At 69.8% G+C, this 23,695-nt stretch carries 19 protein-coding genes; 10 read left to right on the top strand and 9 right to left on the bottom strand.

The annotated features are described in order from the left end of the window. Positions 1 to 11: 11 nt before the first annotated feature. From ACZ43N_RS35960 to ACZ43N_RS35945, 4 genes are all read left to right on the top strand, one after another. Entirely contained in the window at positions 12 to 1,418 is a 1,407-nt protein-coding gene (locus ACZ43N_RS35960; RefSeq protein ID WP_468103246.1) for an extracellular solute-binding protein, read from the top strand. A gap of 10 nt (positions 1,419 to 1,428) precedes the next feature. Continuing rightward, on the top strand, positions 1,429 to 2,319 hold the full coding sequence (locus ACZ43N_RS35955) for a carbohydrate ABC transporter permease (protein ID WP_468103245.1): 891 nt from the start codon (positions 1,429 to 1,431) through the stop codon (positions 2,317 to 2,319). A 4-nt stretch (positions 2,320 to 2,323) separates the two neighbouring features. After that, positions 2,324 to 3,175: a carbohydrate ABC transporter permease gene (locus tag ACZ43N_RS35950; protein WP_468103244.1), complete on the top strand. Its 852-nt coding sequence runs from the start codon at positions 2,324 to 2,326 to the stop codon at positions 3,173 to 3,175. A gap of 268 nt (positions 3,176 to 3,443) precedes the next feature. Further along, positions 3,444 to 4,184 carry a helix-turn-helix domain-containing protein gene (locus ACZ43N_RS35945; RefSeq protein WP_468103258.1) on the top strand — a complete coding sequence of 247 codons (741 nt, stop codon included), beginning with the start codon at positions 3,444 to 3,446 and terminating at the stop codon, positions 4,182 to 4,184. 109 nt (positions 4,185 to 4,293) lie between these two features. Here the strand turns inward: ACZ43N_RS35945 and ACZ43N_RS35940 are convergent, their stop codons facing one another. Continuing rightward, entirely contained in the window at positions 4,294 to 5,319 is a 1,026-nt protein-coding gene (locus ACZ43N_RS35940) for an ATP-dependent 6-phosphofructokinase (RefSeq protein WP_468103243.1), read from the bottom strand. A gap of 302 nt (positions 5,320 to 5,621) precedes the next feature. Between ACZ43N_RS35940 and pta the strand changes: the two genes are divergently transcribed. From pta to pyk, 3 genes are all read left to right on the top strand, one after another. Beyond that, a complete protein-coding gene (gene pta / locus ACZ43N_RS35935; protein WP_468103242.1) occupies positions 5,622 to 7,709 on the top strand; it encodes a phosphate acetyltransferase in 2,088 nt (695 codons plus the stop codon). Between the two features lie 32 nt (positions 7,710 to 7,741). Next, positions 7,742 to 8,947 carry an acetate kinase gene (locus ACZ43N_RS35930; RefSeq protein ID WP_468103241.1) on the top strand — a complete coding sequence of 402 codons (1,206 nt, stop codon included), beginning with the start codon at positions 7,742 to 7,744 and terminating at the stop codon, positions 8,945 to 8,947. A 111-nt stretch (positions 8,948 to 9,058) separates the two neighbouring features. Beyond that, the gene (gene pyk, locus ACZ43N_RS35925) at positions 9,059 to 10,489 is read left to right on the top strand and encodes a pyruvate kinase (protein WP_468103240.1); all 1,431 of its coding nucleotides are present in this window, start codon (positions 9,059 to 9,061) and stop codon (positions 10,487 to 10,489) included. A 111-nt stretch (positions 10,490 to 10,600) separates the two neighbouring features. Here pyk and ACZ43N_RS35920 read toward each other — a convergent pair whose 3' ends face one another. The 4 genes from ACZ43N_RS35920 to ACZ43N_RS35905 form a co-directional block, all read right to left on the bottom strand. Then, complete coding sequence (locus ACZ43N_RS35920; RefSeq protein ID WP_468103239.1) at positions 10,601 to 11,962, bottom strand: hypothetical protein; 1,362 nt, start codon at positions 11,960 to 11,962, stop codon at positions 10,601 to 10,603. Continuing rightward, positions 11,952 to 12,590, bottom strand: coding sequence for a DUF6114 domain-containing protein (locus tag ACZ43N_RS35915; protein ID WP_468103238.1), 639 nt, complete (start codon positions 12,588 to 12,590; stop codon positions 11,952 to 11,954). The genes ACZ43N_RS35920 and ACZ43N_RS35915 overlap by 11 nt, the downstream gene beginning before the upstream one ends. Before the next feature lie 169 nt (positions 12,591 to 12,759). Further along, positions 12,760 to 13,395, bottom strand: a complete 636-nt coding sequence (locus ACZ43N_RS35910) for a DUF6230 family protein (RefSeq protein WP_468103237.1) — start codon at positions 13,393 to 13,395, stop codon at positions 12,760 to 12,762. A 693-nt stretch (positions 13,396 to 14,088) separates the two neighbouring features. Continuing rightward, positions 14,089 to 15,063 (bottom strand): tetratricopeptide repeat protein, encoded by a 975-nt coding sequence (locus ACZ43N_RS35905; RefSeq protein ID WP_468103236.1) that lies wholly within the window; start codon positions 15,061 to 15,063, stop codon positions 14,089 to 14,091. Between the two features lie 198 nt (positions 15,064 to 15,261). Between ACZ43N_RS35905 and ACZ43N_RS35900 the strand changes: the two genes are divergently transcribed. Continuing rightward, a complete protein-coding gene (locus tag ACZ43N_RS35900; RefSeq protein WP_468103235.1) occupies positions 15,262 to 15,873 on the top strand; it encodes a TetR/AcrR family transcriptional regulator in 612 nt (203 codons plus the stop codon). 96 nt (positions 15,874 to 15,969) lie between these two features. Here ACZ43N_RS35900 and ACZ43N_RS35895 read toward each other — a convergent pair whose 3' ends face one another. Next, complete coding sequence (locus tag ACZ43N_RS35895) at positions 15,970 to 17,670, bottom strand: acyl-CoA mutase large subunit family protein (RefSeq protein WP_468103234.1); 1,701 nt, start codon at positions 17,668 to 17,670, stop codon at positions 15,970 to 15,972. 95 nt (positions 17,671 to 17,765) lie between these two features. On the opposite strand from ACZ43N_RS35895, the gene ACZ43N_RS35890 reads away from it, so the two are divergent. Next, positions 17,766 to 18,107, top strand: a complete 342-nt coding sequence (locus tag ACZ43N_RS35890; protein ID WP_468103233.1) for a DUF3817 domain-containing protein — start codon at positions 17,766 to 17,768, stop codon at positions 18,105 to 18,107. Positions 18,108 to 18,123: 16 nt separating this feature from the next. On the opposite strand, the gene ACZ43N_RS35885 is transcribed toward ACZ43N_RS35890, so the two are convergent. Further along, positions 18,124 to 18,633 carry a MarR family winged helix-turn-helix transcriptional regulator gene (locus tag ACZ43N_RS35885; protein WP_033529321.1) on the bottom strand — a complete coding sequence of 170 codons (510 nt, stop codon included), beginning with the start codon at positions 18,631 to 18,633 and terminating at the stop codon, positions 18,124 to 18,126. A gap of 177 nt (positions 18,634 to 18,810) precedes the next feature. On the opposite strand from ACZ43N_RS35885, the gene ACZ43N_RS35880 reads away from it, so the two are divergent. Then, on the top strand, positions 18,811 to 19,863 hold the full coding sequence (locus ACZ43N_RS35880) for a glycoside hydrolase family 6 protein (protein WP_468103232.1): 1,053 nt from the start codon (positions 18,811 to 18,813) through the stop codon (positions 19,861 to 19,863). 17 nt (positions 19,864 to 19,880) lie between these two features. Here ACZ43N_RS35880 and glxA read toward each other — a convergent pair whose 3' ends face one another. Further along, on the bottom strand, positions 19,881 to 21,836 hold the full coding sequence (glxA, locus tag ACZ43N_RS35875) for a radical copper oxidase GlxA (protein WP_468103231.1): 1,956 nt from the start codon (positions 21,834 to 21,836) through the stop codon (positions 19,881 to 19,883). Positions 21,837 to 21,839: 3 nt separating this feature from the next. Next, the gene (locus ACZ43N_RS35870) at positions 21,840 to 23,651 is read right to left on the bottom strand and encodes a glycosyltransferase family 2 protein (protein WP_468103230.1); all 1,812 of its coding nucleotides are present in this window, start codon (positions 23,649 to 23,651) and stop codon (positions 21,840 to 21,842) included. Between the last annotated feature and the right edge of the window lie 44 nt (positions 23,652 to 23,695).

Raw genomic sequence — 23,695 nt, 5'->3', positions numbered from 1 at the left:
AGGTCGTGCCCGTGCGCCCCACCGCACCCCCCAACTCCCTCCGCTCCCCCTTACGCCTCCTCCTCGTCGCCGCCGTCGCGGTCAGCGCGCCCGGTGCCCTCGCCGCCTGCGGCAACGGTTCCGGCAGCGACCCGGACACGGTGGAGGTCTCGTACAAGCAGTCCACGGACAACTCGGTCCGGGTCATGGACACCTTCCTCGGGGACGTGAAGAGGCAGTTCGAGAAGACGAACCCGGGCAAGAAGGTGAAGCTCGTCCCGGTCAAGGCCCCGGACTCGGAGTACTACACCAAGGTCCAGCAGATGCTGCGGTCCCCGAAGACGGCCCCCGACCTGGTCTACGAGGACACCTTCCTCATCAACTCGGACATCACGAGCGGCTATCTGAAGCCGCTGGACGACTATCTGGCCGACTGGAAGGACTGGGACCGGTTCATCGACACGGCCCGGGCCGCCGCGAAGGCCGAGGACGGGAGGACGTACGGCGTCCCGGACGGCACGGACACCCGCGGACTCTGGTTCGACAAGGCGATCTTCGCGAAGGCCGGTCTGCCCGCCGACTGGCAGCCGAGGACCTGGGACGACGTCCTGTCCGCCGCGCGCACCATCAAGCGGAAGGTCCCCGGCGTCGTCCCCCTGAACGTGTACACGGGCAAACCCGCGGGCGAGGCCGCCACCATGCAGGGCTTCGAGATGCTGCTCTACGGCACCGAAGGGGCCACGGACGACGGGGGCGATCCCCTCTACGACGAGAAGTCCAAGAAGTGGAAGGCGGGAACCCAGGGCTTCAAGGACGCGCTGGCCTTCGTGGAGACAGTCTACCGGGAGAAGCTGGGCCCGGACGTCTCCGACGCCCTCGACCCGAACATCGCGACCCGGGTGCGCGGCGAACTCCTCCCGGAGGGGAAGCTCGGCATCAACCTCGACGGCTCCTGGCTCCCGCAGGACTGGCTGCCCGGCAGCGGCCATGAATGGCCGGACTGGTCGGAGAAACTCGGCCTCGCCGCCATGCCCACGCAGAACGGCCAGGCACCCGGCAGGGTGAGCATGTCCGGCGGCTGGACCTGGGCGATACCCGCGAAGGCCGCCAACCCGGACCTCGCCTTCGCGTTCATCAAGACGATGCAGACCAAGGCGAACGCCCAGAAGTGGTACATCGCCAACTCCGGTATCGCCGTCCGGGAGGACGTCGCCGAGGACCCGGCCTACGCGAAGGCCCGGCCCGGCCTGGAGTTCTTCACCGATCTGGTGGCCCACACCCACTACCGCCCCGCCTACCCGGCGTATCCGAAGGTCTCCACCGCCATCCAGGAGGCGATGGAAGCCGTGACGACGGGCGACGCGTCGGTGGCCGAGGCGGCCGAGAAGTACGACGAGGAACTCAGAGCGGCCACGGACGACGAGGTGATCGAGGAATGACCGGCCGCTCATGACGCGACGACCGGGCCGCCCGCCGCACCCCGCCCTCCGCTCCCTCACCCGAGCTCTCCCCGTCACCCCCGCGACCCTCCTCCTGCTCCTCTTCCTCGCCGGGCCCATCGCCTACTGCGCCTACATCGCCTTCACCGACCTCCAGCTCACCGGCCAGGCCGAGGACTCCTTCATCGGCTTCGAGAACTTCCGCACGGCCTTCGGCGACGAGGCCTTCCTCGACGCCGTGTGGCTGACCCTCGTCTTCACCGTCGTCTCGGCGCTGCTGGGCCAGAACACCCTCGGTCTGGCTCTGGCCGCGCTGATGCGGCGCGCCTCGAAACCCGTCCGCACCCTCGTCGGCGGCATCGTCATCACGGCGTGGGTGCTGCCGGAGGTGGTCGCCGGCTTCCTCCTGTACGCCTTCTTCCGCCGCGAGGGCACCCTCAACGCCGTCCTGGAGTGGCTCCGTCTCCCCACCCAGAACTGGCTGTACACGCTGCCGATCCTGGCGGTCTCGTTCGCGAACGTCTGGCGGGGGACGGCGTTCTCGATGCTGGTGTACTCGGCCGCGCTCAACGAGATCCCGAAGGAGATCACGGAGGCCGCGGAGGTTGACGGCGCGGGCGGCCTGCGCCGCCTGTGGCACATCACCCTCCCGATGATCCGCCGCTCCATCGGCACGAATCTCATGCTCATCACCCTCCAGACGCTCTCCGTCTTCGGGCTGATCTGGGTGATGACGAGAGGCGGCCCCGGCGGCAGGAGCCAGACGCTCCCGCTCTTCATGTACGAGGAGGCCTTCCAGAAGAGCATGATCGGCTACGGCACGGCGGTCGCCCTGCTGCTCCTGGTGGTGGGTTCCCTCTTCTCGGCCGTGTACCTGCGGCTGCTGCGGACGGAGGTCTGACCCGGTGCCGAGAAGAACCCGTACACCCGCCTCGCGCAGGACCCGGCGCCGCCGGCTGACCGCCGACGCCGGACTGGTCGTCGTGGCCGCCGCGTTCGTCCTGCCCCTGGCCTGGGTGGTCCTCTCGTCCGTGGACGCCCACGCCGACCTCAGGGTCCGGCTCCCGGACGGTGTGACCCTCGCCAACTACGAGGCGGTCCTGACCCCGGACATCACCGTCACCCCGCTGCTGAACAGTCTGCTCCTGTGCGGCGGCGGCACCGCGCTGACCGTGGTGTGCGCGGCCCTCGCCGCCTATCCCCTGTCCCGTTTCCGCTCCCGTCTGAACCGCCCCTTCCTGCTGACGATCCTCTTCGCGACGAGCCTCCCGATCACGGCGATCATGGTCCCGGTGTACGCCCTGTTCGTGCGGGTGAATCTGATCGACACCCACGAGGGCACGATCCTCTTCTTCGCCGCCTCCCAGCTCCCCTTCGCCATCTGGCTGATGAAGAACTTCATGGACGGTGTGCCGAAGGAGCTTGAGGAGGCGGCGTGGACGGACGGTGCCTCGCCCTTCCAGTCGCTGCTGCGGATCGTGCTGCCCCTGATGGGGCCCGGCGTCGCGGTCGTGACCGTGTTCTCGTTCGTGATGATGTGGGGCAACTTCTTCGTCCCCTTCATGCTGCTGCTCACGCCGGAACAGATGCCGGCCGCCGTGAGCATCAACGAGTTCTTCGGCAACAAGGGGACGGTGGTCTACGGGCAGTTGGCGGCGTTCTCGGTGATCTACTCGACTCCGGTGATCCTGCTGTACGTGGGCGTGGCGCGGCGACTGGGCGGGGGTTTCGCACTGGGCGGGGCGGTCAAGGGCTGACCCCGGAAGCGGGCGCGGCCGCCGGCACCCGCTGCCCGCCGTGCCTCTCGTCCAGCACCCCGCCCGGAACGACGTCCGTGACGTCCCACGTCACTCGGACCACAAGAATCACAGAACCCGTAGGTTCCCACAATCCGTGATTGTGGCCGAACAGCCTGTAGTCACCGCAGTCCCGCGCCCCTACGTTGTGCGCGTGCACCGACGCTCAGCCCGTGAACGGCAGCCCCAGCACCCGCACCGTCGACCGACACGTCCGAGCCCCGATCCGATCCGGACCCCGGCCCCTGAGTCCGGCCCGTACGGAGAGCCGGACCTCCGAGCCCCCACCCCACCGTTCGACACCGCCGCCGCCCGCAGACTCCGCGCCGCCCTCGGCATGGGACCCGAGCACGTCGCCTACGGGATGCGGTCCTCGTACGGTCTCCCCTATGTCACGCCGGACCTGGTGAACGCCTGGGAACGGGGCACGGTGGCCCCCACAGGCCCCGAACTCACCGCCCTCGCTGGTGTGTTGTGGTGCTCACCTAGCGAACTCTTCGGGACGCCACGGACGTTGCGCGAGCACCGCATGGCCCGGGGGACGGCCCCCGAGGACGTCGCCCGCGTGATCGGCGTGGACCTCTCCGCCTACCTCCACATGGAGATGACCGGTGAATGGCACGGCACCGACCGGCAGTCCGCCGCCCTCGCCGACCTGTTCGACCTCTCGCTCCCTGAGCTGGTCGTCGTCACCGGACGCGAGGCGCGGCTGGCCGAGCTGCTCCGCGACGCGGTCGCCAGCCGCTGGCAGGCGTACGTCCGGCCGGCCGCCAAACTGCTGTCCCTCGACCGGCGTGTGCTGGAGGACGTCCTCCGCGAGATGCACACCGACTACCAGGGCCGGATGACCGCCCGGCTCGCCTGGGCGGGTGGCACCACCGTGACCGGGGCCGGTGACGCCGGCCGCGACCATCTCGACCGGATCGTCGACCACTTCTGGTCACTGGTCCGGCGAGCGACGGCCTACTAGTGCACTACTGGTGCCGCGACCGGAGAGGTGTGCCGGACAGCTCGCGGCGCCCGGTGAACCTTTCCGGTCACAGCACTGGCCGGCCGACGGCCATGGCCTGCTCCGCGGTCTAGAAGACCGACTCCGCCTCGTCCATCCGGTCCTTCGGGACCGTCTTCAGCTCGGTCACGGCCTCCGCGAGCGGCACCATCACCACGTCGGTGCCCCGCAGGGCGGTCATCCGGCCGTACTCACCCCGGTGCGCGGCCTCGACCGCGTGCCAGCCGAAACGCGTGGCGAGCACCCTGTCGTACGCGGTCGGGGTGCCGCCCCGCTGCACATGGCCGAGGATGACCGGCTTGGCCTCCTTGCCGAGGCGGCGCTCCAGCTCGTACGCGAGGGCGGTGCCGATGCCCTGGAAGCGCTCGTGGCCGAACTGGTCGATCTCGCCATGGCCGTAGTCCATCGAGCCCTCGGCGGGATGGGCGCCCTCGGCGACGCAGATGACGGCGAACTTCTTCCCGCGCGCGAAGCGCTCCTCGACCATCTTGACCAGGTCGGCCGGGTCGAAGGCGCGCTCGGGCAGACAGATCCCGTGCGCGCCGGCGGCCATCCCGGACTCCAGGGCGATCCAGCCCGCGTGCCGGCCCATGACCTCGACGACCATCACGCGCTGGTGGGACTCGGCGGTCGTCTTCAGCCGGTCCATCGCCTCGGTGGCGACCCCGACCGCCGTGTCGAAGCCGAAGGTGCGGTCCGTCGACGAGATGTCGTTGTCGATGGTCTTGGGCACGCCGACGACCGGCAGCCCGGCGTCACTCAGCATCCGCGCCGCCGTCAGGGTGCCCTCGCCGCCGATCGGGATCAGGACGTCGATACCGAACTGGTGCGCCATGTCCTGCGCGTTCTCGCAGGCCTCGCGGAGGCGGTCGCGCTGAAGGCGGGAGGAGCCGAGGATCGTGCCGCCCCGGGCGAGGATGCCGCTGACGGACTCCAGGTCGAGGGCCCGGTAGCGGCCGTCGAGCAGCCCGGCGTAGCCGTCCTCGAAGCCGATGACCTCGTCGCCGTACTGGGCGACCGCTCGGTGCACGACCGACCGGATCACTGCGTTCAGGCCCGGACAGTCGCCGCCTGCGGTCAGAACTCCGATACGCATCGTGCTGTGTCTCCTGCTCGTCCTGCTGGGTGCTGGTACTTGTGAGCCGATCCGATTGTTTCACGCCTCGCAGGGGGCTGCCGCGCCCGCGGAAACCGCCTCGGGCCGCTCGCGGGGCCGTCCCCCGCCCCGCCGACCTGATGGGCGCCTTATCCACCCCCGGAGGTATTGTCAAGAGGGTTTCCGTCCGCCGCGGCGGTGATTTCCGCACACCCGTGGTACCCCGCGGGGAAACCCCTCGAAGCGCCACCGAAGTACCCCTCGCAGCACCCACCGAACCCGACATGAAACGGAGAGCCCACGTGACGCGCAGCGTGTACGTGACCGGGATCGACCGCGGCGACGGCCGCCAGGTCGTCGAGCTGGGGATCATGGAACTCCTGACCCGCCAGGTCGACCGGGTGGGGGTGTTCCGGCCACTGCTGCACCACGGCCCGGACCGGCTCTTCGACCTGCTGCGCGCCCGGTACCGGCTCTCGCAGGACCCGGCCACCGTGTACGGCATGGACTACCACGAGGCATCCACCCTCCAGGCCGAGCACGGCACGGACGAGCTGGTGTCGGCCCTCGTCGACCGGTTCCACACGGTGGCGCGGGACTACGACGTCGTCCTGGTCCTCGGCACCGATTTCGCGGACACCCAGTTCCCGGACGAGCTGTCCCTCAACGCCCGCCTCGCGAACGAGTTCGGGGCGTCCGTGATCTCCGTGGTGGGCGGTCGCAAGCAGACCGCCGATTCGGTGGTCGCCGAGACGCACAACGCGTACCGCGCGTACGAGGGCCTCGGCTGCGATGTGATCGCCATGGTGGTGAACCGGGTCGCGCCCGCCGACCGGAACGAGATAGCCGACCGGCTCACGGACTCCCGGCTCCCGCTGCCCGTGCCCTGCTACGTGCTCCCGGACGAGCCCGCCCTGTCGGCGCCGACGGTCGCGCAGATCACCCACGCGCTCGGCGGCAAGGTCCTCCTCGGCGACGACTCGGGGCTCGCGCGTGACGCGCTGAACTTCGTCTTCGGCGGGGCGATGCTGCCGAACTTCCTCAACGCCCTCACTCCCGGCTGTCTCGTCGTCACCCCCGGCGACCGCGCCGACCTGGTCGTGGGCGCCCTCGCCGCCCACAGCGCGGGCACCCCGCCGATCGCCGGTGTGCTGCTCACCCTCAACGAGCGGCCCAGCGACGAGGTCCTCACCCTGGCCGCGCGGCTCGCACCCGGCACCCCGGTGGTCGCCGTGGAAAGTGGCTCCTTCCTCACCGCCTCCGAACTCTTCTCCATGGAGGGGAAGTTGAGCGCGGTCACCCCGCGCAAGGCGGAGACCGCGCTCGGGCTCTTCGAGCGGCACGTCGACACGGCCGAGCTGCGCGGCCGGGTCTCGGCGCCCAGCAGCGACCGGATCACCCCGATGATGTTCGAGCACCAGCTGCTGGAGCAGGCCCGTGCCGAGCGGCGCCGGGTGGTCCTCCCCGAGGGCACCGAGGAGCGCGTGCTGCACGCGGCCGAGGTGCTGCTGCGGCGCGGGGTCTGCGACCTCACCCTCCTCGGTCCCGTCGACCAGATCCGCAAGAAGGCCGCCGACCTGGGCATCGACCTCGGCGACAGCATGCTGGTGGACCCGGCGACCTCGCAGTGGCGGGACTCGTTCGCGGAGAAGTACGCGCAGCTGCGCGCCCACAAGAACGTCAGCATCGAGCTGGCGTACGACGTGGTGTCCGATGTGAACTACTTCGGCACGCTGATGGTCCAGGAGGGGCTCGCGGACGGCATGGTGTCGGGGTCCGTGCACTCCACGGCCGCCACCATCCGGCCGGCCTTCGAGATCATCAAGACCAGGCCGGACGCGGGCATCGTCTCGTCGGTTTTCTTCATGTGCCTCGCCGACAAGGTGCTGGTCTACGGCGACTGCGCGGTGAACCCGGACCCGAACGCCGAGCAGCTCGCCGACATCGCCGTCCAGTCCGCCGCGACAGCACAGCAGTTCGGGGTGGAGCCGCGGATCGCGATGCTGTCGTACTCCACGGGGACGTCCGGCTCGGGCGCCGACGTCGACAAGGTGCGGGAGGCCACCGAGATCGTCCGCTCCCGGCGGCCCGACCTGCTGATCGAGGGGCCGATCCAGTACGACGCCGCCGTGGAGCCCAGTGTCGCGGCGACCAAGCTGCCGGGCTCCGAGGTCGCCGGCCAGGCCACCGTGCTGATCTTCCCGGACCTCAACACCGGCAACAACACCTACAAGGCGGTGCAGCGCTCGGCCGGCGCCCTCGCGGTCGGCCCGGTGCTGCAGGGCCTGCGCAAGCCGGTCAACGACCTGTCCCGGGGCGCCCTGGTCCAGGACATCGTCACGACCGTCGCCATCACCGCCATCCAGGCCCAGACCCCCGCGGCCAAGTGACCCCCACCGACGACAGAAGGCATTCGACCACCGTGACCGCCACCCGCGTCCTCGTCCTCAACTCCGGCTCCTCCTCGGTGAAGTACCAACTGCTCGACATGCGGGACAGCAGTCGGCTGGCCGTGGGCCTGGTGGAGCGCATCGGGGAGCAGAGCTCCCGGCTGAAGCACACCCCGCTGACCGACGGGGGCGAGCCCCGGGAACGCACCGGCCCGATGGCCGACCACTCGGCCGCCCTGAAGGCCGTCGCCGAGGAACTCGCCAAGGACGGGCTGGGCCTCGACTCCCCGGAGCTGGCCGCCATCGGGCACCGCGTGGTGCACGGCGGGCAGAGCTTCACCGCGCCGACGGTGATCGACGACGCCGTGCTCGCCGAGATCGAGCGGCTGATCCCGGTGGCGCCGCTGCACAACCCGGCGAACCTGACGGGCATTCGTACGGCTCAGGCGCTGCGCCCGGATCTGCCGCAGGTCGCCGTGTTCGACACCGCGTTCCACACGACGATGCCGGAGTCCGCGGCGCGCTACGCGATCGACGTGGAGACCGCCGACGCCTACCGGGTGCGCCGCTACGGCTTCCACGGCACCTCGCACGCGTATGTCTCCCGGGCCACGGCGGCGTTGCTGGGCAAGGCGCCGCAGGACGTGAACGTCATCGTGCTGCACCTCGGCAACGGGGCGTCCGCGTCGGCCGTGCGCGGGGGCCGGTGCGTCGACACCTCCATGGGGCTGACACCTTTGGAGGGGCTCGTGATGGGTACGCGCTCGGGAGACATGGACCCGGCCGTCATCTTTCATTTGATGCGCGTTGGCGGAATGTCCACGGACGAGATCGACACTCTCCTCAACAAGAAGAGCGGTCTGATCGGGCTGTGCGGCGACAACGACATGCGGGAAATAAGCCGGCGTATCGACGAGGGCGACGAGCGGGCGAAGCTCGCCTTCGACATCTACATTCACCGGTTGAAGAAGTACATCGGCGCCTACTGCGCGGTACTCGGCCGGGTGGACGCGATCGCGTTCACCGCGGGGGTCGGCGAGAACGCGGCACGGGTGCGGGAGGCCGCCCTCGCGGGCCTGGAACCGCTGGGCCCGGCGGTGGACGCCGACCTGAACGCCGTACGGAGCGACGAGCCGCGGCTGATCTCGCCGGCCGGTGCCCGGGTCGCCGTCGCGGTGGTGCCGACCGACGAGGAGCTGGAGATCGCAGCACAGACGTACGCCCTGGTCGACAGATGAGCAAAACAGTCGGGAAATACACGCCGGTAACACGACTGAGCGCATAGCCGCCCATGTGCATTCCGCCAGACGGAATATTCCGCAGCGAAACAAACCGATAGGATCGTCCCCATGCGCCGTTCGAAAATCGTCTGTACTCTCGGCCCCGCGGTCGACTCCCACGAGCAGCTTGTCGCCCTGATCGAAGCCGGCATGAATGTCGCCCGCTTCAATTTCAGCCACGGCAGCCACGCCGAGCACCAGGGCCGGTACGACCGGCTCCGGGCCGCGTGCGCCGAGACCGGCAAGGCCATCGGTGTCCTCGCCGACCTCCAGGGCCCCAAGATCCGTCTGGAGACCTTCGCCGAGGGTCCGGTGGAGCTGGTGCGCGGTGACGAGTTCACCATCACCACCGAGGACGTGCCGGGCGACAAGCACATCTGCGGTACGACGTACAAGGGCCTGCCCGGTGACGTCTCCGCCGGCGACCAGGTCCTCATCAACGACGGCAACGTCGAGCTGCGGGTCATCGAGGTCGACGGCCCGCGGGTGCGCACGGAGGTCGTCGAGGGCGGCGTCATCTCGGACCACAAGGGCATCAACCTGCCCGGCGCCGCGGTGAACGTGCCCGCGCTGTCCGAGAAGGACGTGGAGGACCTCAGGTTCGCCCTGCGGATGGGCTGCGACCTGGTGGCGCTCTCCTTCGTACGGGACGCCGACGACGTGCAGGACGTCCACAAGGTGATGGACGAGGTGGGCCGCCGGGTCCCGGTCATCGCCAAGGTGGAGAAGCCGCAGGCGGTCGAGAACATGGAGGACGTCGTGATGGCGTTCGACGGCGTGATGGTCGCCCGTGGCGACCTGGCCGTCGAGTACCCGCTCGAGAAGGTCCCGATGGTGCAGAAGCGGCTCATCGAGCTGTGCCGCCGCAACGCCAAGCCGGTGATCGTGGCGACCCAGATGATGGAGTCGATGATCACCAACTCCCGCCCCACGCGCGCCGAGGCGTCCGATGTCGCCAACGCGATCCTGGACGGGGCGGACGCGGTCATGCTGTCGGCGGAGTCCAGTGTGGGCGCGTACCCGCTGGAGACGGTCCGCACGATGTCGAAGATCGTCGCGGCGGCCGAGGAGGAACTGCTCTCCAAGGGCCTCCAGCCGCTGGTGCCGGGCAAGAAGCCGCGCACGCAGGGCGGTTCGATCGCCCGTGCGGCCTGCGAGATCGCCGACTTCCTCGGCGGCCGGGCGCTGGTGGCCTTCACGCAGTCCGGTGACACCGCCCGCCGGCTGTCCCGCTATCGCGCCTCCCAGCCGATCATCGCGTACACCACCGACGAGTCGACCCGGAACCAGCTGGCGCTCAGCTGGGGCGTGGAGTCGCACGTGGTGCCGTTCGTGAACAGCACCGACGAGATGGTCGACCTGGTCGACCACGAGATGCTCAAGCTGGGCCGCTTCAACGAGGGCGACATCGCCGTCATCACCGCCGGCTCGCCCCCCGGTGTTCCGGGCACCACCAACATGGTCCGGGTGCACCACCTGGGCGGCGGCGCCCGCGACTGACGCCGACGCCGTACGACAGCACCGAGGGCGCCCCCTGCGAGCAGGGGGCGCCCTCGGTGTGTTGCGGCTCCCGGACGGGTCCGGTACGGCGCCGGGGGGCTGTACGCGGTATCAGTCGGTGGTGAACTGGTGCAGCCCGGGCACCGTGAGCGTGCCGCCGAACTGGCCCGCCTGGACGACCTTCACCTTGGTGAAGTAGATCAGCGGGATGTTCAGCGGCGGCGGGTGCTTGGGATCGAAGGTCACCGGGATCAGACCGAGCAGATTGCCGGAGATGCTCTCGGTGTACATGATCGTTTTTCCGTCGCGGATCGTGGACGTGCTGCCCTTGCGGGCCTGCACGTGATAGGTGACGCCGGCCTGCTTGTCCTCGACCGTCTGGTGGAGGTCGCCGATGTCGGTGCCGTCGGAGATGACGTACTTCAGCACCTCCTTGACCGAGCCGTCGGCGGTCCGCACCTTGACGATGCCCTGGTAGTCGGCGCCCTTCAGCAGCAGGGAGCTGGCGTTCAGGTACCAGGGGTCGTTCGGCAGCGCGGGGATGCCCCTCTCGACTCCGCTCTCGTCCTCCGTGGCGACCGGGCAGTCGTCGGCGTTCACCTTCTCGCTCGGCGACGGGGTCGGGCTCGGCGTCGTGGTGACGTCGCCGCCCGTGTCCTCGGCGTCGTCCTTCGTGTCCTTCACCGTGTCGGTGACGTCCTTGGCCGTGTCGGTCACCTTGTCGGTGGCGTCGTCGGCGGTGTCCCGGGCGTCCTTGCCGGAGTCCTTCCCGGCGTCGGAGCCGGTGTCCCCGGCGGTGTCGTCGGAGGCGGAGGGGGACGGGGTGGTGGACGGCTCGGGAGTGGTGTCGGCGGTGTCGTCCTCGGGCACGAAGATGTCCTCGAGCGCGTCGCCGATGTCCTCCAGGACGTTGCCGCCGCCCGCCTCCTCGGAGGGCGTGGGCGCGGGGGTGTCCGTGGTGTCGGAGGCGGACTTGTCGGCGGGGTCCGTGGTGGACTCGTCCACGTCGGCCTTGTCGTCGGAACCTGAATCCGACGAAGAGGAGTCGTCGTCCGCGGAGTTGTCGCCCGACGCCGAGTCGCCGGCGCCTTCGCCGGCGCCGGTGGAGGTGTCCTCCTCCTTCGTGCCCTCGTCCGTGGACGTGTCGTCGCTCTCCGGGGCGGAGGCGGACGGGGTGGGCGTGGGCGAGGCGGAGGTGTCCGTGCCCTCCTCGGCGGCTTCCAGGGCCGCCACGCAGTCCTTGTACTCGTCGGCGGTCAGACTCTGCTTCGTCGGGTCCTCGGCGCGGGCCAGGGTGGGCGTGAAGCCCATGCCCATGAGGACCGCCGTCGGCATCGCCGCCAGGGCTATCGCCTTGCCCGCCGGCACGTTCAGCCGGGTGAGAAGGGGCTTCTTGGGCGCCGCGTGCCGCGGTCCGGTTCTCGCACGGGACTCTCCCACCGAAGTCCCGTGGGTCACCTTGTCAGCCGGCACTGTGCCTCCCGTTCGTCCCGTTCGTGGGGGTGGTACCTGACAGGTCGTCGCCCTCGCCGTGCGCCGCCCCGCTCGTGGAGTCCGCCGTCGCGGGCTCCGGGGCGTCACCCTTGGTCAGGGGAACCGCACCTGGTTGTGCCGTGTTCTGAGGGGCCGTGTCCTGGGCAGCCGTGCCCCGGGGGGCCGGAGTGTGCGTCGGCGTCTTGTAGGTGGACGACACCCGCTCCTCCTCCTGACCGGGCGCCCAGGCGATGGCCAGCGCACCGCCGATCAGGGAGAGCAGGAAGCCGAAGCCGAAGCCGCCGAGGTTGGAGACCGGGATGGACACGAGCGCCAGGAGGATCGCCGCCGTACCGGCGAAGGTGCGTACATGCCGCTGGAACCACAGACTGATCCCGAGCACCACCAGCAGCACGCCGATGATGAGCGAACCCGCGCCGCCCGTCGTCGACATGGCGAGCGTGAGGTGACCGATCTGCAGGTTCGCGTACGGCAGGTACATGATCGGGAAACCGCCGAGCAGTACCAGAAGGCCCGCCCAGAAGGGACGAGAGCCCCTCCAGTCGCGGAAGCGCCGCCGAAAGGCGCGGAGATAGTCTTCGTTCTGCCCCGTTGACTCGGCGCTCATGGACAACAGCTCCCTGGAACGGTGTTGCTGTGAGAAGTTCGCGTACGGCACGTAGTACGAGGCGCGCGTACGGGAATTCACGTACGGAGATGGCGCGCGGGACGCCCCGCGCCGCCAGAGGGACGGGCGGGCGAAGAAGCGCAGGCCCCCTCACCCGCCCAGGGAGTGCTTAGTAGCACTCCACGGTGCCCTTGTGGAGCGACATCTTGAGGTTGCTCAGCTTGAAGGTTCCGGCGGTGGTCGCCCACGCCGTCTGCTTCACGTCGCTCAGCGTGGCCGAGTCGGCCTGCTGGGCGAACCCGTAGGGGTTGGCCTGCTCCGAGCCGCCCTTCATGCCCGGACCCTTGTTGGCGTCCTTGGCCGCTACACCGATGTCGATGTTCTTGAAGACGGCATCGGCCGAGAGGTCCTCGACGTCGATGTAGAGGTTCTCGGCCTCGACCTTCTTGCCACCGGTACCGGCGGTCAGCTTGAGGCTGACGCTACCGAGGAACGGGACACCGGGGGTCACGACCGACTGGCACATGTTGGTGATCGACGCGCTCTTGAACGCCGAGACGGCGACGGGGTGAACCGTCTTCTCGCCCTTGAGGGTGTAGCCCTCGTCGAGCGCCCCGTACTGCGAGAAGCCCTGACCTTCGAGCTGACCCGCCGTCACCTTGAACGACTGTCCCGACACACTGAACGACGCGGCAAGAGCGCCCTGCGCGAGGGCGACACCTATCGCTGCCGTGGCGGCGACGCTGGGCACCATGACCACAGCGAACCGCTTCCATCTGGTCCCGCCACGCACCTGGGACTCCATATTTCCTCCTTCTCGGACGTACATCTCCTGACACCGGCTCGCCCGTTGACTGCGGCTCGGCCGGGCAGGGATGGGAGAAGTGCTACGTCCTCGGGAATGGGGAGCGCCCGCGCTCTGCAGCGCCAAAGCGCCCGAGTCACCGGCGATCACCCCCGAGCGACAACCACTGGTCGCGCCTGACACGCATCACGCACAACCTGCTGGACAGGCTCCGCCGTTGAGCGGAGACCCCCCTGCCCAAGAGCCGGCGCCACTGTCGCCGGCTCTACTCGGTGGGGACCCAGAAAACCCGTTGACCCGACTGGCCGGCGGGGAACGGGATTGGACCGAGCGTCGCCGATCGTGGTGCATTCTGGCCGCCCCCGCAAGGGGGTTCGTTACTCGCTAGTAACGGACGGATAACCGAACAACGACCCATTGGCATCGGGGAGCGACCCTGGGTCGCCCCCAGTGAGGCGACAGAGTGGTTGACAGTCGGACAGAGTCCGACACATCGACGCGGTTCTCTTACTGCCAGTAACAGCAGCTGATATTACCAAGATTTGGTAAAGCGCGGCCAGGATGTCGCCGTGTCGCCAAATCTCTTACTCCGCCAACACGCGTTGCGGCACATCACAGCCGTGCGCCCACGCCGAAGCGTGGGCGCCCAGGGAGAACCGGAACGCGCCGACACGGCACGCCCCGGAGCCCGCCTCAGAACAACGCCCGCGCCAGCGCCCGGCGGGCCGCGGTCACCCGCGGATCGTCGGACCCGACGACCTCGAACAGTTCGAGCAGCCGCAGCCGCGCGGTCTCCCGGTCATCACCCGCCGACCGCCGGACCGTCTCGACGAGCCGCCCGAAGGCGTCCTCCACATGCCCGCCCACGAGGTCGAGGTCGGCCGCCGCGATCTGCGCCTGCACATCGCCGGGCTTCTCCGCCGCGGCCTTGCGCACCTCCTGCGGGTCCACGCCCTGCACCCGCTGGAGCAACTCGGCCTGCGCGAGGCCCAACTTGGCCTCGCTGTTGCCCGGGTCGTCACTCAGCACGTTCTTGTACGCCTGCACGGCGCCGCCGAAGTCGCCCGCGTCCAGGGCCTGTACGGCGGCGGCGAGCAGGTGGTCGTAGGGGCCGGCCGGGATCTGCGGGGACGGCTCGACGGCACCGGACTCGGCGTCGGGGTCGACCACGAGGCCGGTGAGGCCGAAGCGTTGCTCGGCGACCTGCACGAGCTGGTCGAGGGTGGCGCGGATCTGCTGCTCGGGGGCGGCACCCTGGAAGAGGGGCAGTGCCTGCCCGGCGACGACGGCGAACACCGCGGGGATCCCCTGGATCCCGAACTGCTGCATCAGCATCTGGTTCGCGTCGACATCGATCTTGGCGAGGACGAACTTGCCGTTGTAGTCGACGGCCAGCCGCTCCAGCACGGGGCTCAGCTGCTTGCAGGGCTGGCACCACTCGGCCCAGAAGTCGATGACGACGGGCACCTCGGCGGAGCGCTGGAGAACCTCCCTCTCGAACCCGGCCTCATCGACGTCGATGACCAGGTCGGCCGGGGAGACCGCTCCCGCGCCGCCCTGCCGGGCCGCGTCGGCACGCGCCTGCTCCGCCTTCGCCTTGGCCTCCTGGGCCGCCTTCACCGCGGCGAGGTCGACGACTCCGCTCATGGACATGTTCCGTGGCTGCATGAGTACATCCTCCCCCCTCCGGGCGCGCGCGTGAAAAGCGTCGCGAAGCCGACCGTCCCCATCGTGCCCGAGCTTTCGCTACGACCCGTAGCGTAACTGCACCCGCGACTCCTATGTACCCAGCCCGCGGTGATCTGGCTCACGGCGCCGGGCACGACATACGGGGACGGCGAAGAACGGCCGGATATGGTCGGCGGCATGCAGAGCCGCACCCCTGCCTCCCGCGCCACGGGGCGCCCGCGCAGTGCCACGGCGGACGCCGCGATCCTGGCGGCCACCCGGGAGGCTCTCGTGGAGCTGGGCTGGTCGAAGCTGACACTGGGCGACGTGGCGACGCGCGCCAAAGTGGCCAAGACGACCCTCTACCGCCGCTGGGCGGGCAAGAACGAGCTCGTGGTCGACGCGGTGGCCGAACTCTTCGACGAGCTGGAGATCCCCAACCGGGGCAGCCTCGCGGCGGACATCGAGGGCGTGGTGCTCCAGTTCGCGGCGATCCTCGCCCGTCCCGAGGCCAGGAGCGGCCTGATGGCCGTCATCGCCGAGTCGACCCGCGACGACGCGCTGCGCGAACGCATCCGCACGTCCATCGTCGAACGTCAGAAACGACTGGTCCTGGAGGGCCGCACCCGCGCCCAGGCCCGCGGTGAACTCCCCCCGGAGTCCGACCCCACGACCGTCGACCTCATCTTCGACGTCGTGGCCGGCGCGGTGGTCCACCGCACCCTGGTGAGCGCGGAACCGGCCGACGAGCAGTGGGTCCGCGCCTTCACCAGGCTCCTGCTGGTGGGCCTGGGCGGGACGACGGACTGAGGGGATGCGGGGGACCGTGACGACCGGCCACCACACCCCCCCTCGGCACACGGCGGCGCCCAGTGCGCCGACGGGCAGACGTTGCCCGCCGGGGCGCTAGAACCCCGCCGGCTCCGTGTACACCCCCCACTCGTCCCGCAGCGCCCCGCAGATCTCGCCCAGCGTGGCCTCCGCGCGGACGGCGTCCAGCATCGGTCCGATCATGTTCGACCCGTCCCGGGCGGCGCCGAGCATGGCGTCCAGCGCGCGCCGCACCGCCGCGTCGTCACGGGCGCTCTTGCGCCCGGCCAGCACCCGCACCTGCTCGCGCTCGACCTCGTGACTGACCCGCAGGATCTCCAGGTCCCCGGTCACGGAGCCGTGGTGGACGTTCACGCCCACGACCCGCTTCTCCCCCTTCTCCAGGGCCTGCTGGTAGCGGAAGGCGGACTCCGCGATCTCCCCGGTGAACCAGCCGTCCTCGATGCCGCGCAGGATCCCGGAGGTCATCGGCCCGATCGGATGCCGCCCGTCGGGGTGGGCCCGCAGCCCCCGCTCCTTGATCTGCTCGAAGATCTTCTCCGCGTCGGCCTCGATACGGTCCGTCAGCTGCTCGACGTACCACGAACCACCCAGCGGGTCGGCGACGTTGGCGACGCCGGTCTCCTCCATGAGCACCTGCTGCGTGCGCAGCGCGATCTCGGCGGCCTGCTCCGAGGGCAGCGCGAGGGTCTCGTCCAGCGCGTTGGTGTGCAGGGAGTTGGTGCCGCCGAGGACCGCGGAGAGCGCCTCCACCGCCGTGCGCACCACGTTGTTGTACGGCTGCTGCGCGGTCAGCGAGACACCGGCGGTCTGGGTGTGGAACCGCAGCCACTGGGCCTTCTCGGTCCGCGCCCCGTACACGTCACGCATCCAGCGCGCCCAGATCCTGCGCGCCGCGCGGAACTTGGCGATCTCCTCGAAGAAGTCGACGTGCGCGTCGAAGAAGAAGGACAGCCCCGGCGCGAACACGTCCACGTCCAGCCCGCGGCTGAGGCCCAGCTCCACGTACCCGAAGCCGTCGGCCAGCGTGTACGCCAGCTCCTGCGCGGCCGTGGCCCCGGCCTCACGGATGTGGTAGCCGGAGACGGACAGCGGCTTGTACGCGGGGATGCCGTCCGCGCAGTGCTCCATGAGGTCGCCGATGAGCCTGAGGTGCGGCTCGGGCTGGAAGAGCCACTCCTTCTGGGCGATGTACTCCTTGAAGATGTCGGTCTGCAGGGTGCCGTTCAGCGCACCCGGGTCGACGCCCTGCCGCTCGGCGGCGACGAGGTACATGCAGAAGACGGGAACGGCCGGTCCGCTGATGGTCATGGACGTCGTGACGTCCCCGAGCGGGATGTCCTTGAACAGGACCTCCATGTCGGCGGCGGAGTCGATGGCGACGCCGCAGTGCCCGACCTCGCCCAGCGACCGGGGGTCGTCGGAGTCCCGCCCCATGAGGGTCGGCATGTCGAACGCCACCGACAGGCCCCCGCCGCCGTTGGCGAGGATCATCTTGTACCGCTCGTTCGTCTGCTCGGCGTTCCCGAACCCGGCGAACTGCCGGATCGTCCACGTCCGTCCCCGGTAGCCGGTCGGATAGAGCCCCCGGGTGAACGGGAACTCGCCCGGCCACCCGATCCGGTCGAACCCGTCGTACACGTCCCCGGGCCGGGGGCCGTACACGGGCTCCACCGGATCGCCGGAAAGCGTGGTGAAGTCGGCCTCGCGCTTGCGGGCGGCGTCGAACCGGGCCTGCCAGCGACGGCGACCCTCCTGGATGGCGTCAGCGTCCATGGAAGTCAATTTACTAGGACGTCCTAGTAAATGATAGTGGTGCAGGTCAGGACGCGCCTACGGGATCCACGAAAGCACCCGTTACGCTCAACGCCATGAAGAAGAGCGTCTTGACCCGCTACCGAGTGCTGGCCCTCGTCACGGCCGTGCTGCTGATCCTGCTCACGGCGGGCGTGATCGGGAAGCGCGTGCTGGGCCTGGACGGTTTCGACACCTTCGTCACCGTGGTGGGCTTCGCCCACGGCTGGCTGTACGTGCTGTACCTCGTCTTCGCCTTCGACCTCGGCAACAAGATGAAGCTGCCGGTGGGGCGCCTGCTGTGGGTCCTCCTCGCGGGCACGGTCCCGACCGCCGCCTTCTTCGTCGAGCGCCGGATCACCCGCGAGGCCGAGCCCCTCGTCATCGAGGACACGGCGACCGGGACCGCCGCGGCCTGACCCCGGCGGTCGCCGTTCAGCTCTCCTCGAAGTCGCCCGCCGCCACCCGCAGCGGGCGGAGCATCGCGAAGATCTCCGCGCATTCCTCGGCGTCGTAGACGCCGAGACCGAAGTCCATGGCCATGAGGTCGCGGGTGGCGGCGTCACAGACCTCACGGCCCTTGTCGGTGATCGAGGCGAGGGTGCCACGCCCGTCGTTGGGGTTGGGGCGCTTGTCGACGAGGCCGGATCTCACCAGGCGGTCCACCGTGTTCGTGACGGACGTGGGGTGGACCATGAGTCGCTCGCCGATCTTGGACATCGGCAGCTCACCCTTCTGGGAGAAGGTGAGCAGCACCAGCGCCTCATAGCGCGCGAAGGTCAGCCCGTACGGCTTGACCACCGCGTCGACCTCCGCCAGCAGGATCTGCTGGGCCCGCATGATCGAGGTGATCGCGGCCATGGACGGGACGTTCCCCCAGCGCTGCTTCCAGTGCTCGTCGGCGCGGGAAATGGGGTCGAAGGAAAGGCTGAGCGGCTTCGGCACGCCATCGACCTTACCGGCCGGTCACATGCTGGTCAGCCCCGTCTCGCCTTTCGGTCGCCCGGCAGGGCCGCGATCCTCTCCCGAGCGGTGTCGCAGTCGAGTCGATTCATCACCTTGTGTAACGCTTGGCGATAAATCGTCACGGGACGTCACCGTCCAGGGAGCAGAGGGAGCATCATGTCCCGGCCGACCCGTACGTCGCTCCGTACCCTTGCCGCCCTCTCGGCCCTCGTCGCGCTCTGGTCGGCGACGGGCTGCTCGTCGCCCGGGTCTGACCGCGGCGGCATCGGCGACGCGTCCGTCGGCGGCGACGCCACCGCGAAGGCCGGTGAGGGGGTACGGCCTGCTGCCGGGTCCCCCTTCTGGGTCGACCCGTCGAGTCCCGCGGCCCGGCAGATCGACCGCTGGGAGCGCGAGGGCCGCGACCGGGACGCCGCCCTGCTGCGCCGCATCGCCGAGCGGCCGACCGCGACATGGCCGGCCGGCGACGACCCGGTGCCGGCGATCAAGAAGGTCATCGAGGCCGCGGGACGGGAGAACCGCACGGCGGTCTTCGTCGCGTACAACATCCCGCACCGTGACTGCGGCCAGCACTCCGCGGGCGGTGCCCACGACTCCGGCGCCTATCTGGAGTGGATCGGCGCCTTCGCCGACGCGATCGGGGACAGCGACGCCCTGGTCGTCCTGGAACCCGACGCGGTCGCCCACATCGTGGACGGCTGCACTCCCGGCGAGTACCACGCGGAGCGTGAGGGGCTGCTGGCCGAGGCCATCGAGCGGCTCAAGGAGCAGCCGAACACCAGCGTGTACCTCGACGCCGGCAACCCGGCCTGGATCGACGACCCCGGTGCGCTCGTCGAACCACTGCGCCGCGCCGGCGTCGCCCGCGCCGACGGCTTCTCCCTCAACGTCTCCAACTTCCAGACCGACGCCACCACCAAGGCGTACGGCCTCAGGCTGTCCGAGGCCCTCGACGGCAAGCACTTCGTCGTCGACACCAGCCGCAACGGCAACGGCCCTCTGAACGGCGAGCGCGGCACCGCCTGGTGCAACCCGCCGGGCCGGGCCCTCGGCACCCCTCCCACCACCGACACCGGGGAGCCGGCCCTCGACGCGTATCTGTGGATCAAGCGTCCCGGGGAGTCGGACGGGGAGTGCCGGGGCGGCCCGGCGGCGGGCACATGGTGGCCGGACTACGCCCTCGGCCTGGCGCGCAACGCGAAGGCGTAGGGCCCCGTCGCCGGGCGTCACCGCACCTGGATCCACTTCGCCACGGACGGCGTCCCCTGCGCGTCGGTCACGAACAGCATGTACCAGCCCGGCGGGACGAGGGTCCGGTCCGCCGGGACGTCGACCGTGATCGAGTCACGGGTCCTGGTGATCTCCAGCGCGATGGACCGCTGTTCGACGTCGGTGGTGTGGGTGACCGCGCTGGGCCGTATCAGCCGCGCGGCGGCGATCCGCTCGGGGTGGACGGTGGCGAAGGTGGCACGGCCCTTGGCGTCGGTCTCCTGGGGGCCGTCGCCGAGGACGGGACGGCTCTTGCCGTACTTGTGCAGCGACGGCGGTGTGTAGATCTCCATGCGCTGCTCGAAGTGGCCCAGCTTGGTGTTCTGCTGGTCGTCGAAGAGCGGGTCGGAGCCGAAGGTGGCGACGCGGCCGTCCGGCAGGAGCAGGGCCTCGGAGTGGTAGTTGCGGCCCACCCGTGGGGCGGCGGCGCCCCGGAAGGAGTTGGACTCGGGGTCGTAGAACTGCGCCTTGAGGATGTTGCTGGCGCTGCGGCCGCGGTAGTCACGGGAGCCGTTGGAGGTGAAGACGGTGTCGTCGGGCATGATCACGCTGTTCAGGTAGCGGGTGCCCTGGGGGAGGTCGGGGCCGTCCCGGAAGGCCGGGGCGTCCTTGCTCAGGTCGACGACCGCCGTGCGCGAGGTCGCCTTCCTGGACTCGCCGACGCCTCCGCCGCCGAGGACCATCACCTTCTGGTCCTGGGCGGGTGGCAGCAGCACGGAGGCCGAGGTCTCCGTCTGGTCGGCGTCCGTCAGGCCCGGAACCTTCTCGAACTTGTTGTTCTTCAGGTCCCACAGGCCCGGCGCCCGGCCCGCGCCGGCGGGGCCGTAACCGGCGTTGGAGGCCGGGTAGAAGAGCTTGCCGCCCTTGGTGAGGAAGAGGGCCGGGTACGTGGGGAAGTACCGCTTGGGGCCCCGCTTCCACGTTCTGCTCGTCGGGTCGTAGATCTCGTTGTCGCCCGGGTCGACGACCCCCACGTCGTCGAGCCCCGACACGGCGAGCACCCGCCCGTCCCCCAGACCGACCAGCGTCGGGTACCAGCGGGCCTTCTCCATCGGGGCGACCGGCACGTACTTCTCCGCCACCGGGTCGAACTCGTAGGCCGCCCTGATCCCCTGGAAGTCCTGCTTGTCCATGGTGATCTTCTCGGAGAGCCCGTACGTGTTGGCGGCGGCCTCGCCCTTGAGCCCGACGATCTCGTACTGGGCCTGCTTGTCCGTGACGAACCTCGGCCCTTTCTCGACGGCCTCGACGAAGACCCGGGCCTCGCTCGCGGTGACCTTCGTGTTCCACGGCTGCATCACGCCGGCCGCGTCGTAGGTGATGCCGAAGGTGCGCCTGGCCTTGGGGACGGTGACGTCGAACCGGCTGACGTACTCGGTGCCGGTCGGCGAGCGGAAGCGGGTCCCCTTCTTCAGGAACACGGCCTGGTCGGGGTTCTCGTTCTTGACGCGCATGCCGCCGCCGGCCCGTTCGACCTCGCCGTCGAGCAGCTCGTAGCGGGCGGTGCCACCGGCCACCAGGAGCCGGCCGGAGGGGAGCTGGGCGTGGCCGGCGCAGAAGAAGTCGACGGGGGTGGGGATCTTCTTGAAGGTGTTCCGCGCCGGGTCCCACAGGACGGTGTCGAAGGACCCCTTGTCGAATTTCTTCTGCTCGTTGCCCGATCCGGCGACGATCAGCACCTTGCCGGTGTGCAGCAGGGCCGCGTGGATGGCGTTGGTGCGGTACTCCTTCGGGATGTCGACCTGCGACCAGGAGCCGTACCGGGCCTTGTAGCCGGGCTGCGCGATCTTCCACTCGTGGTACTGATCCTGGGCGAAGTCGACGGCCGCCGGGGCGTTCAGCCCCGCGAGGAGGGTGACGCCTCCGATGCCCAGGGCGGTCTTCTTGTTCTTCTTCGAGAGCTGGTACGCCATGGCCTAGTTGCCTCCCGTCGTTGTGCCGGAGACCGAGGGGGCCGAGGTGGGGGTGGGCGCCAGAACGGGCTCGCTGCCGTCGGTGACCCTCACGGTGGGCGGCGTGCCCGCCGTCCGCCGCATCGAGTCCGTGGCGCCCGCCCGGCACTCCCGGTACCGGGTGGCGGCCCACACCCCGACGGGCGCCAGCGAGATGGCCGTGGCGAGGACCGCCCAGGTGCGCATGGCCACATGGCTGTGGTCGAACAGGAACGAGACGGTCAGTGACGAGCCCAGCACGGCCGCCCAGAACAGATGGATGCGGAAGGTCAGCAGCCGGTCGGGGCTGGCGTCCCGGCCCTTCGGGGTGACCACGAAGCGGCAGGGCAGCCGGAGCAGCGCGGCACCGAGGGACTTCAGATAGATGGGCGCGGAGAGCGCGGACATCGCCATCCCCGCGAGCCCGCCCGACCCCTCCGGCTCGTGCGGCGAGACGTTGTGCCTGCGGTTCCACAGGTAGAGCCCGACCTGGAGGGCGGCCGCGTCGCTGTAGAGCATCAGCCACACGGAGGCGGTGACCTCCGTGCCGGACGCCCCGAAGCACAGGAACAGCACGCAGCTGACGATGCCGAGCAGCCAGTTCACGGCCGTCATCGGGTAGTAGACGAGCATCAGCGTGTACGAGAAGAGGCGGCCCCAGGGCATCGTGAACGGCGCCTTCCAGTACTGCTTGAAGAGCGTCTCGTACGTGCCGCGCGACCAGCGCATCTGCTGGGTGAAGAAGTCCGTCCAGGAGGCGGGCCCCTCGCCGACGGCCAGCACGTCCGGCGTGTACACGGACCGCCAGTACGCGCGCGTTCGGGGGTTGCGGTGCCGGTGCAGCTCGAAGCCGGTGGCCATGTCCTCGGTGATCGAGTCGCAAAGTCCGCCGATCTGCCGCACGGCGGCGACCCGTACGACGTTGTTGGTGCCGACGAACATGGGGGCGCGGTAGCGGTTGCCGGCGCGCTGGATGAGGGCGTGGAAGAGGAATTGCTGCGACTCGGCGGCCTTGGTGACGGGGGCGGTGTAGTTGCCGTACACCTGGGGACCGACGACGAACGCGACGTCCGGGTCCCGGAAGTACCCCATCATCCGTTCGAGGAAGTTCGGCAGCGGTATGTGGTCGGTGTCGACGGAGGCGAAGAACTCGTACTCCTCGCCGTGCAGGGCGATCCACGCGTTGTAGTTGCCGTGCTTGGTACGGGCCTTGTGGGGACCTTTGGGGAGGTTCCACTCGGGTATCCCCTTGCGGGAGAAGTGCCGGACGCCGAGTTCCGCGCAGAGGGCCTTGGCCCGGTCGTCGTCGCCCTCGTCGAGGAGCCACACGTCGAGGTGGCCGTCGTGCCGTACCTGGGTCGCGCCCTCCAGGGTGGCCCTGACCATGGAGAGGGGTTCCTTGCCGGGGACGTAGGTGGTGAGGAAGGCGACGCGGGTGCCGGGTTCGGGGACCACGGGTATGGGGTCGCGGGCGGCCATCGTCGCGTGGGCGATCGACACGACGTTGACGACCATGAAGAGCTCGATCAGCCCGATGGCGGTCAGCATCGCGAGGTCGAGCCCCACCAGCCAGGTGTCCGCGCCCTCGCGCTCGACCCAGTGGGTCGGCCACACGAGGTAGACCAGCAGGACGCCGGTGAGGACCGGCGCGAGCGTCATCAGCAGGACGGCCCGTATGCGGTGCGGCTCTTTCGAGAGGAGCTTGGTGTACTGCACCCGGTAGGCCGCCCCCGAGGGCTGCGTCAGCGGTCCAGCCAGTCGGCTGTGGGTGTCGTAGTCATAGCCCTCCGGTCCCACAGCGCCCTCCAGTGATCGAACAAGGCGATACCTACACGAAAGAG

Source organism: Streptomyces sp. NPDC030814, assembly GCF_055572155.1.
This window is presented reverse-complemented; position numbering and strand designations above follow the sequence as displayed.

Bases quoted from the DNA above. Each gene is read 5' to 3' on its own strand.
- ACZ43N_RS35905 (WP_468103236.1), bottom strand. From the start codon at position 15,063: ATGCAGCCACGGAACATGTCCATGAGCGGAGTCGTCGACCTCGCCGCG.
- glxA (WP_468103231.1), bottom strand. From the start codon at position 21,836: ATGGCGTACCAGCTCTCGAAGAAGAACAAGAAGACCGCCCTGGGCATC.
- ACZ43N_RS35900 (WP_468103235.1), top strand. From the start codon at position 15,262: ATGCAGAGCCGCACCCCTGCCTCCCGCGCCACGGGGCGCCCGCGCAGT.
- ACZ43N_RS35915 (WP_468103238.1), bottom strand. From the start codon at position 12,590: ATGAGCGCCGAGTCAACGGGGCAGAACGAAGACTATCTCCGCGCCTTT.
- ACZ43N_RS35895 (WP_468103234.1), bottom strand. From the start codon at position 17,670: ATGGACGCTGACGCCATCCAGGAGGGTCGCCGTCGCTGGCAGGCCCGG.
- pyk (WP_468103240.1), top strand. From the start codon at position 9,059: ATGCGCCGTTCGAAAATCGTCTGTACTCTCGGCCCCGCGGTCGACTCC.
- ACZ43N_RS35955 (WP_468103245.1), top strand. From the start codon at position 1,429: ATGACGCGACGACCGGGCCGCCCGCCGCACCCCGCCCTCCGCTCCCTC.
- ACZ43N_RS35890 (WP_468103233.1), top strand. From the start codon at position 17,766: ATGAAGAAGAGCGTCTTGACCCGCTACCGAGTGCTGGCCCTCGTCACG.
- ACZ43N_RS35880 (WP_468103232.1), top strand. From the start codon at position 18,811: ATGTCCCGGCCGACCCGTACGTCGCTCCGTACCCTTGCCGCCCTCTCG.
- ACZ43N_RS35940 (WP_468103243.1), bottom strand. From the start codon at position 5,319: ATGCGTATCGGAGTTCTGACCGCAGGCGGCGACTGTCCGGGCCTGAAC.
- ACZ43N_RS35910 (WP_468103237.1), bottom strand. From the start codon at position 13,395: ATGGAGTCCCAGGTGCGTGGCGGGACCAGATGGAAGCGGTTCGCTGTG.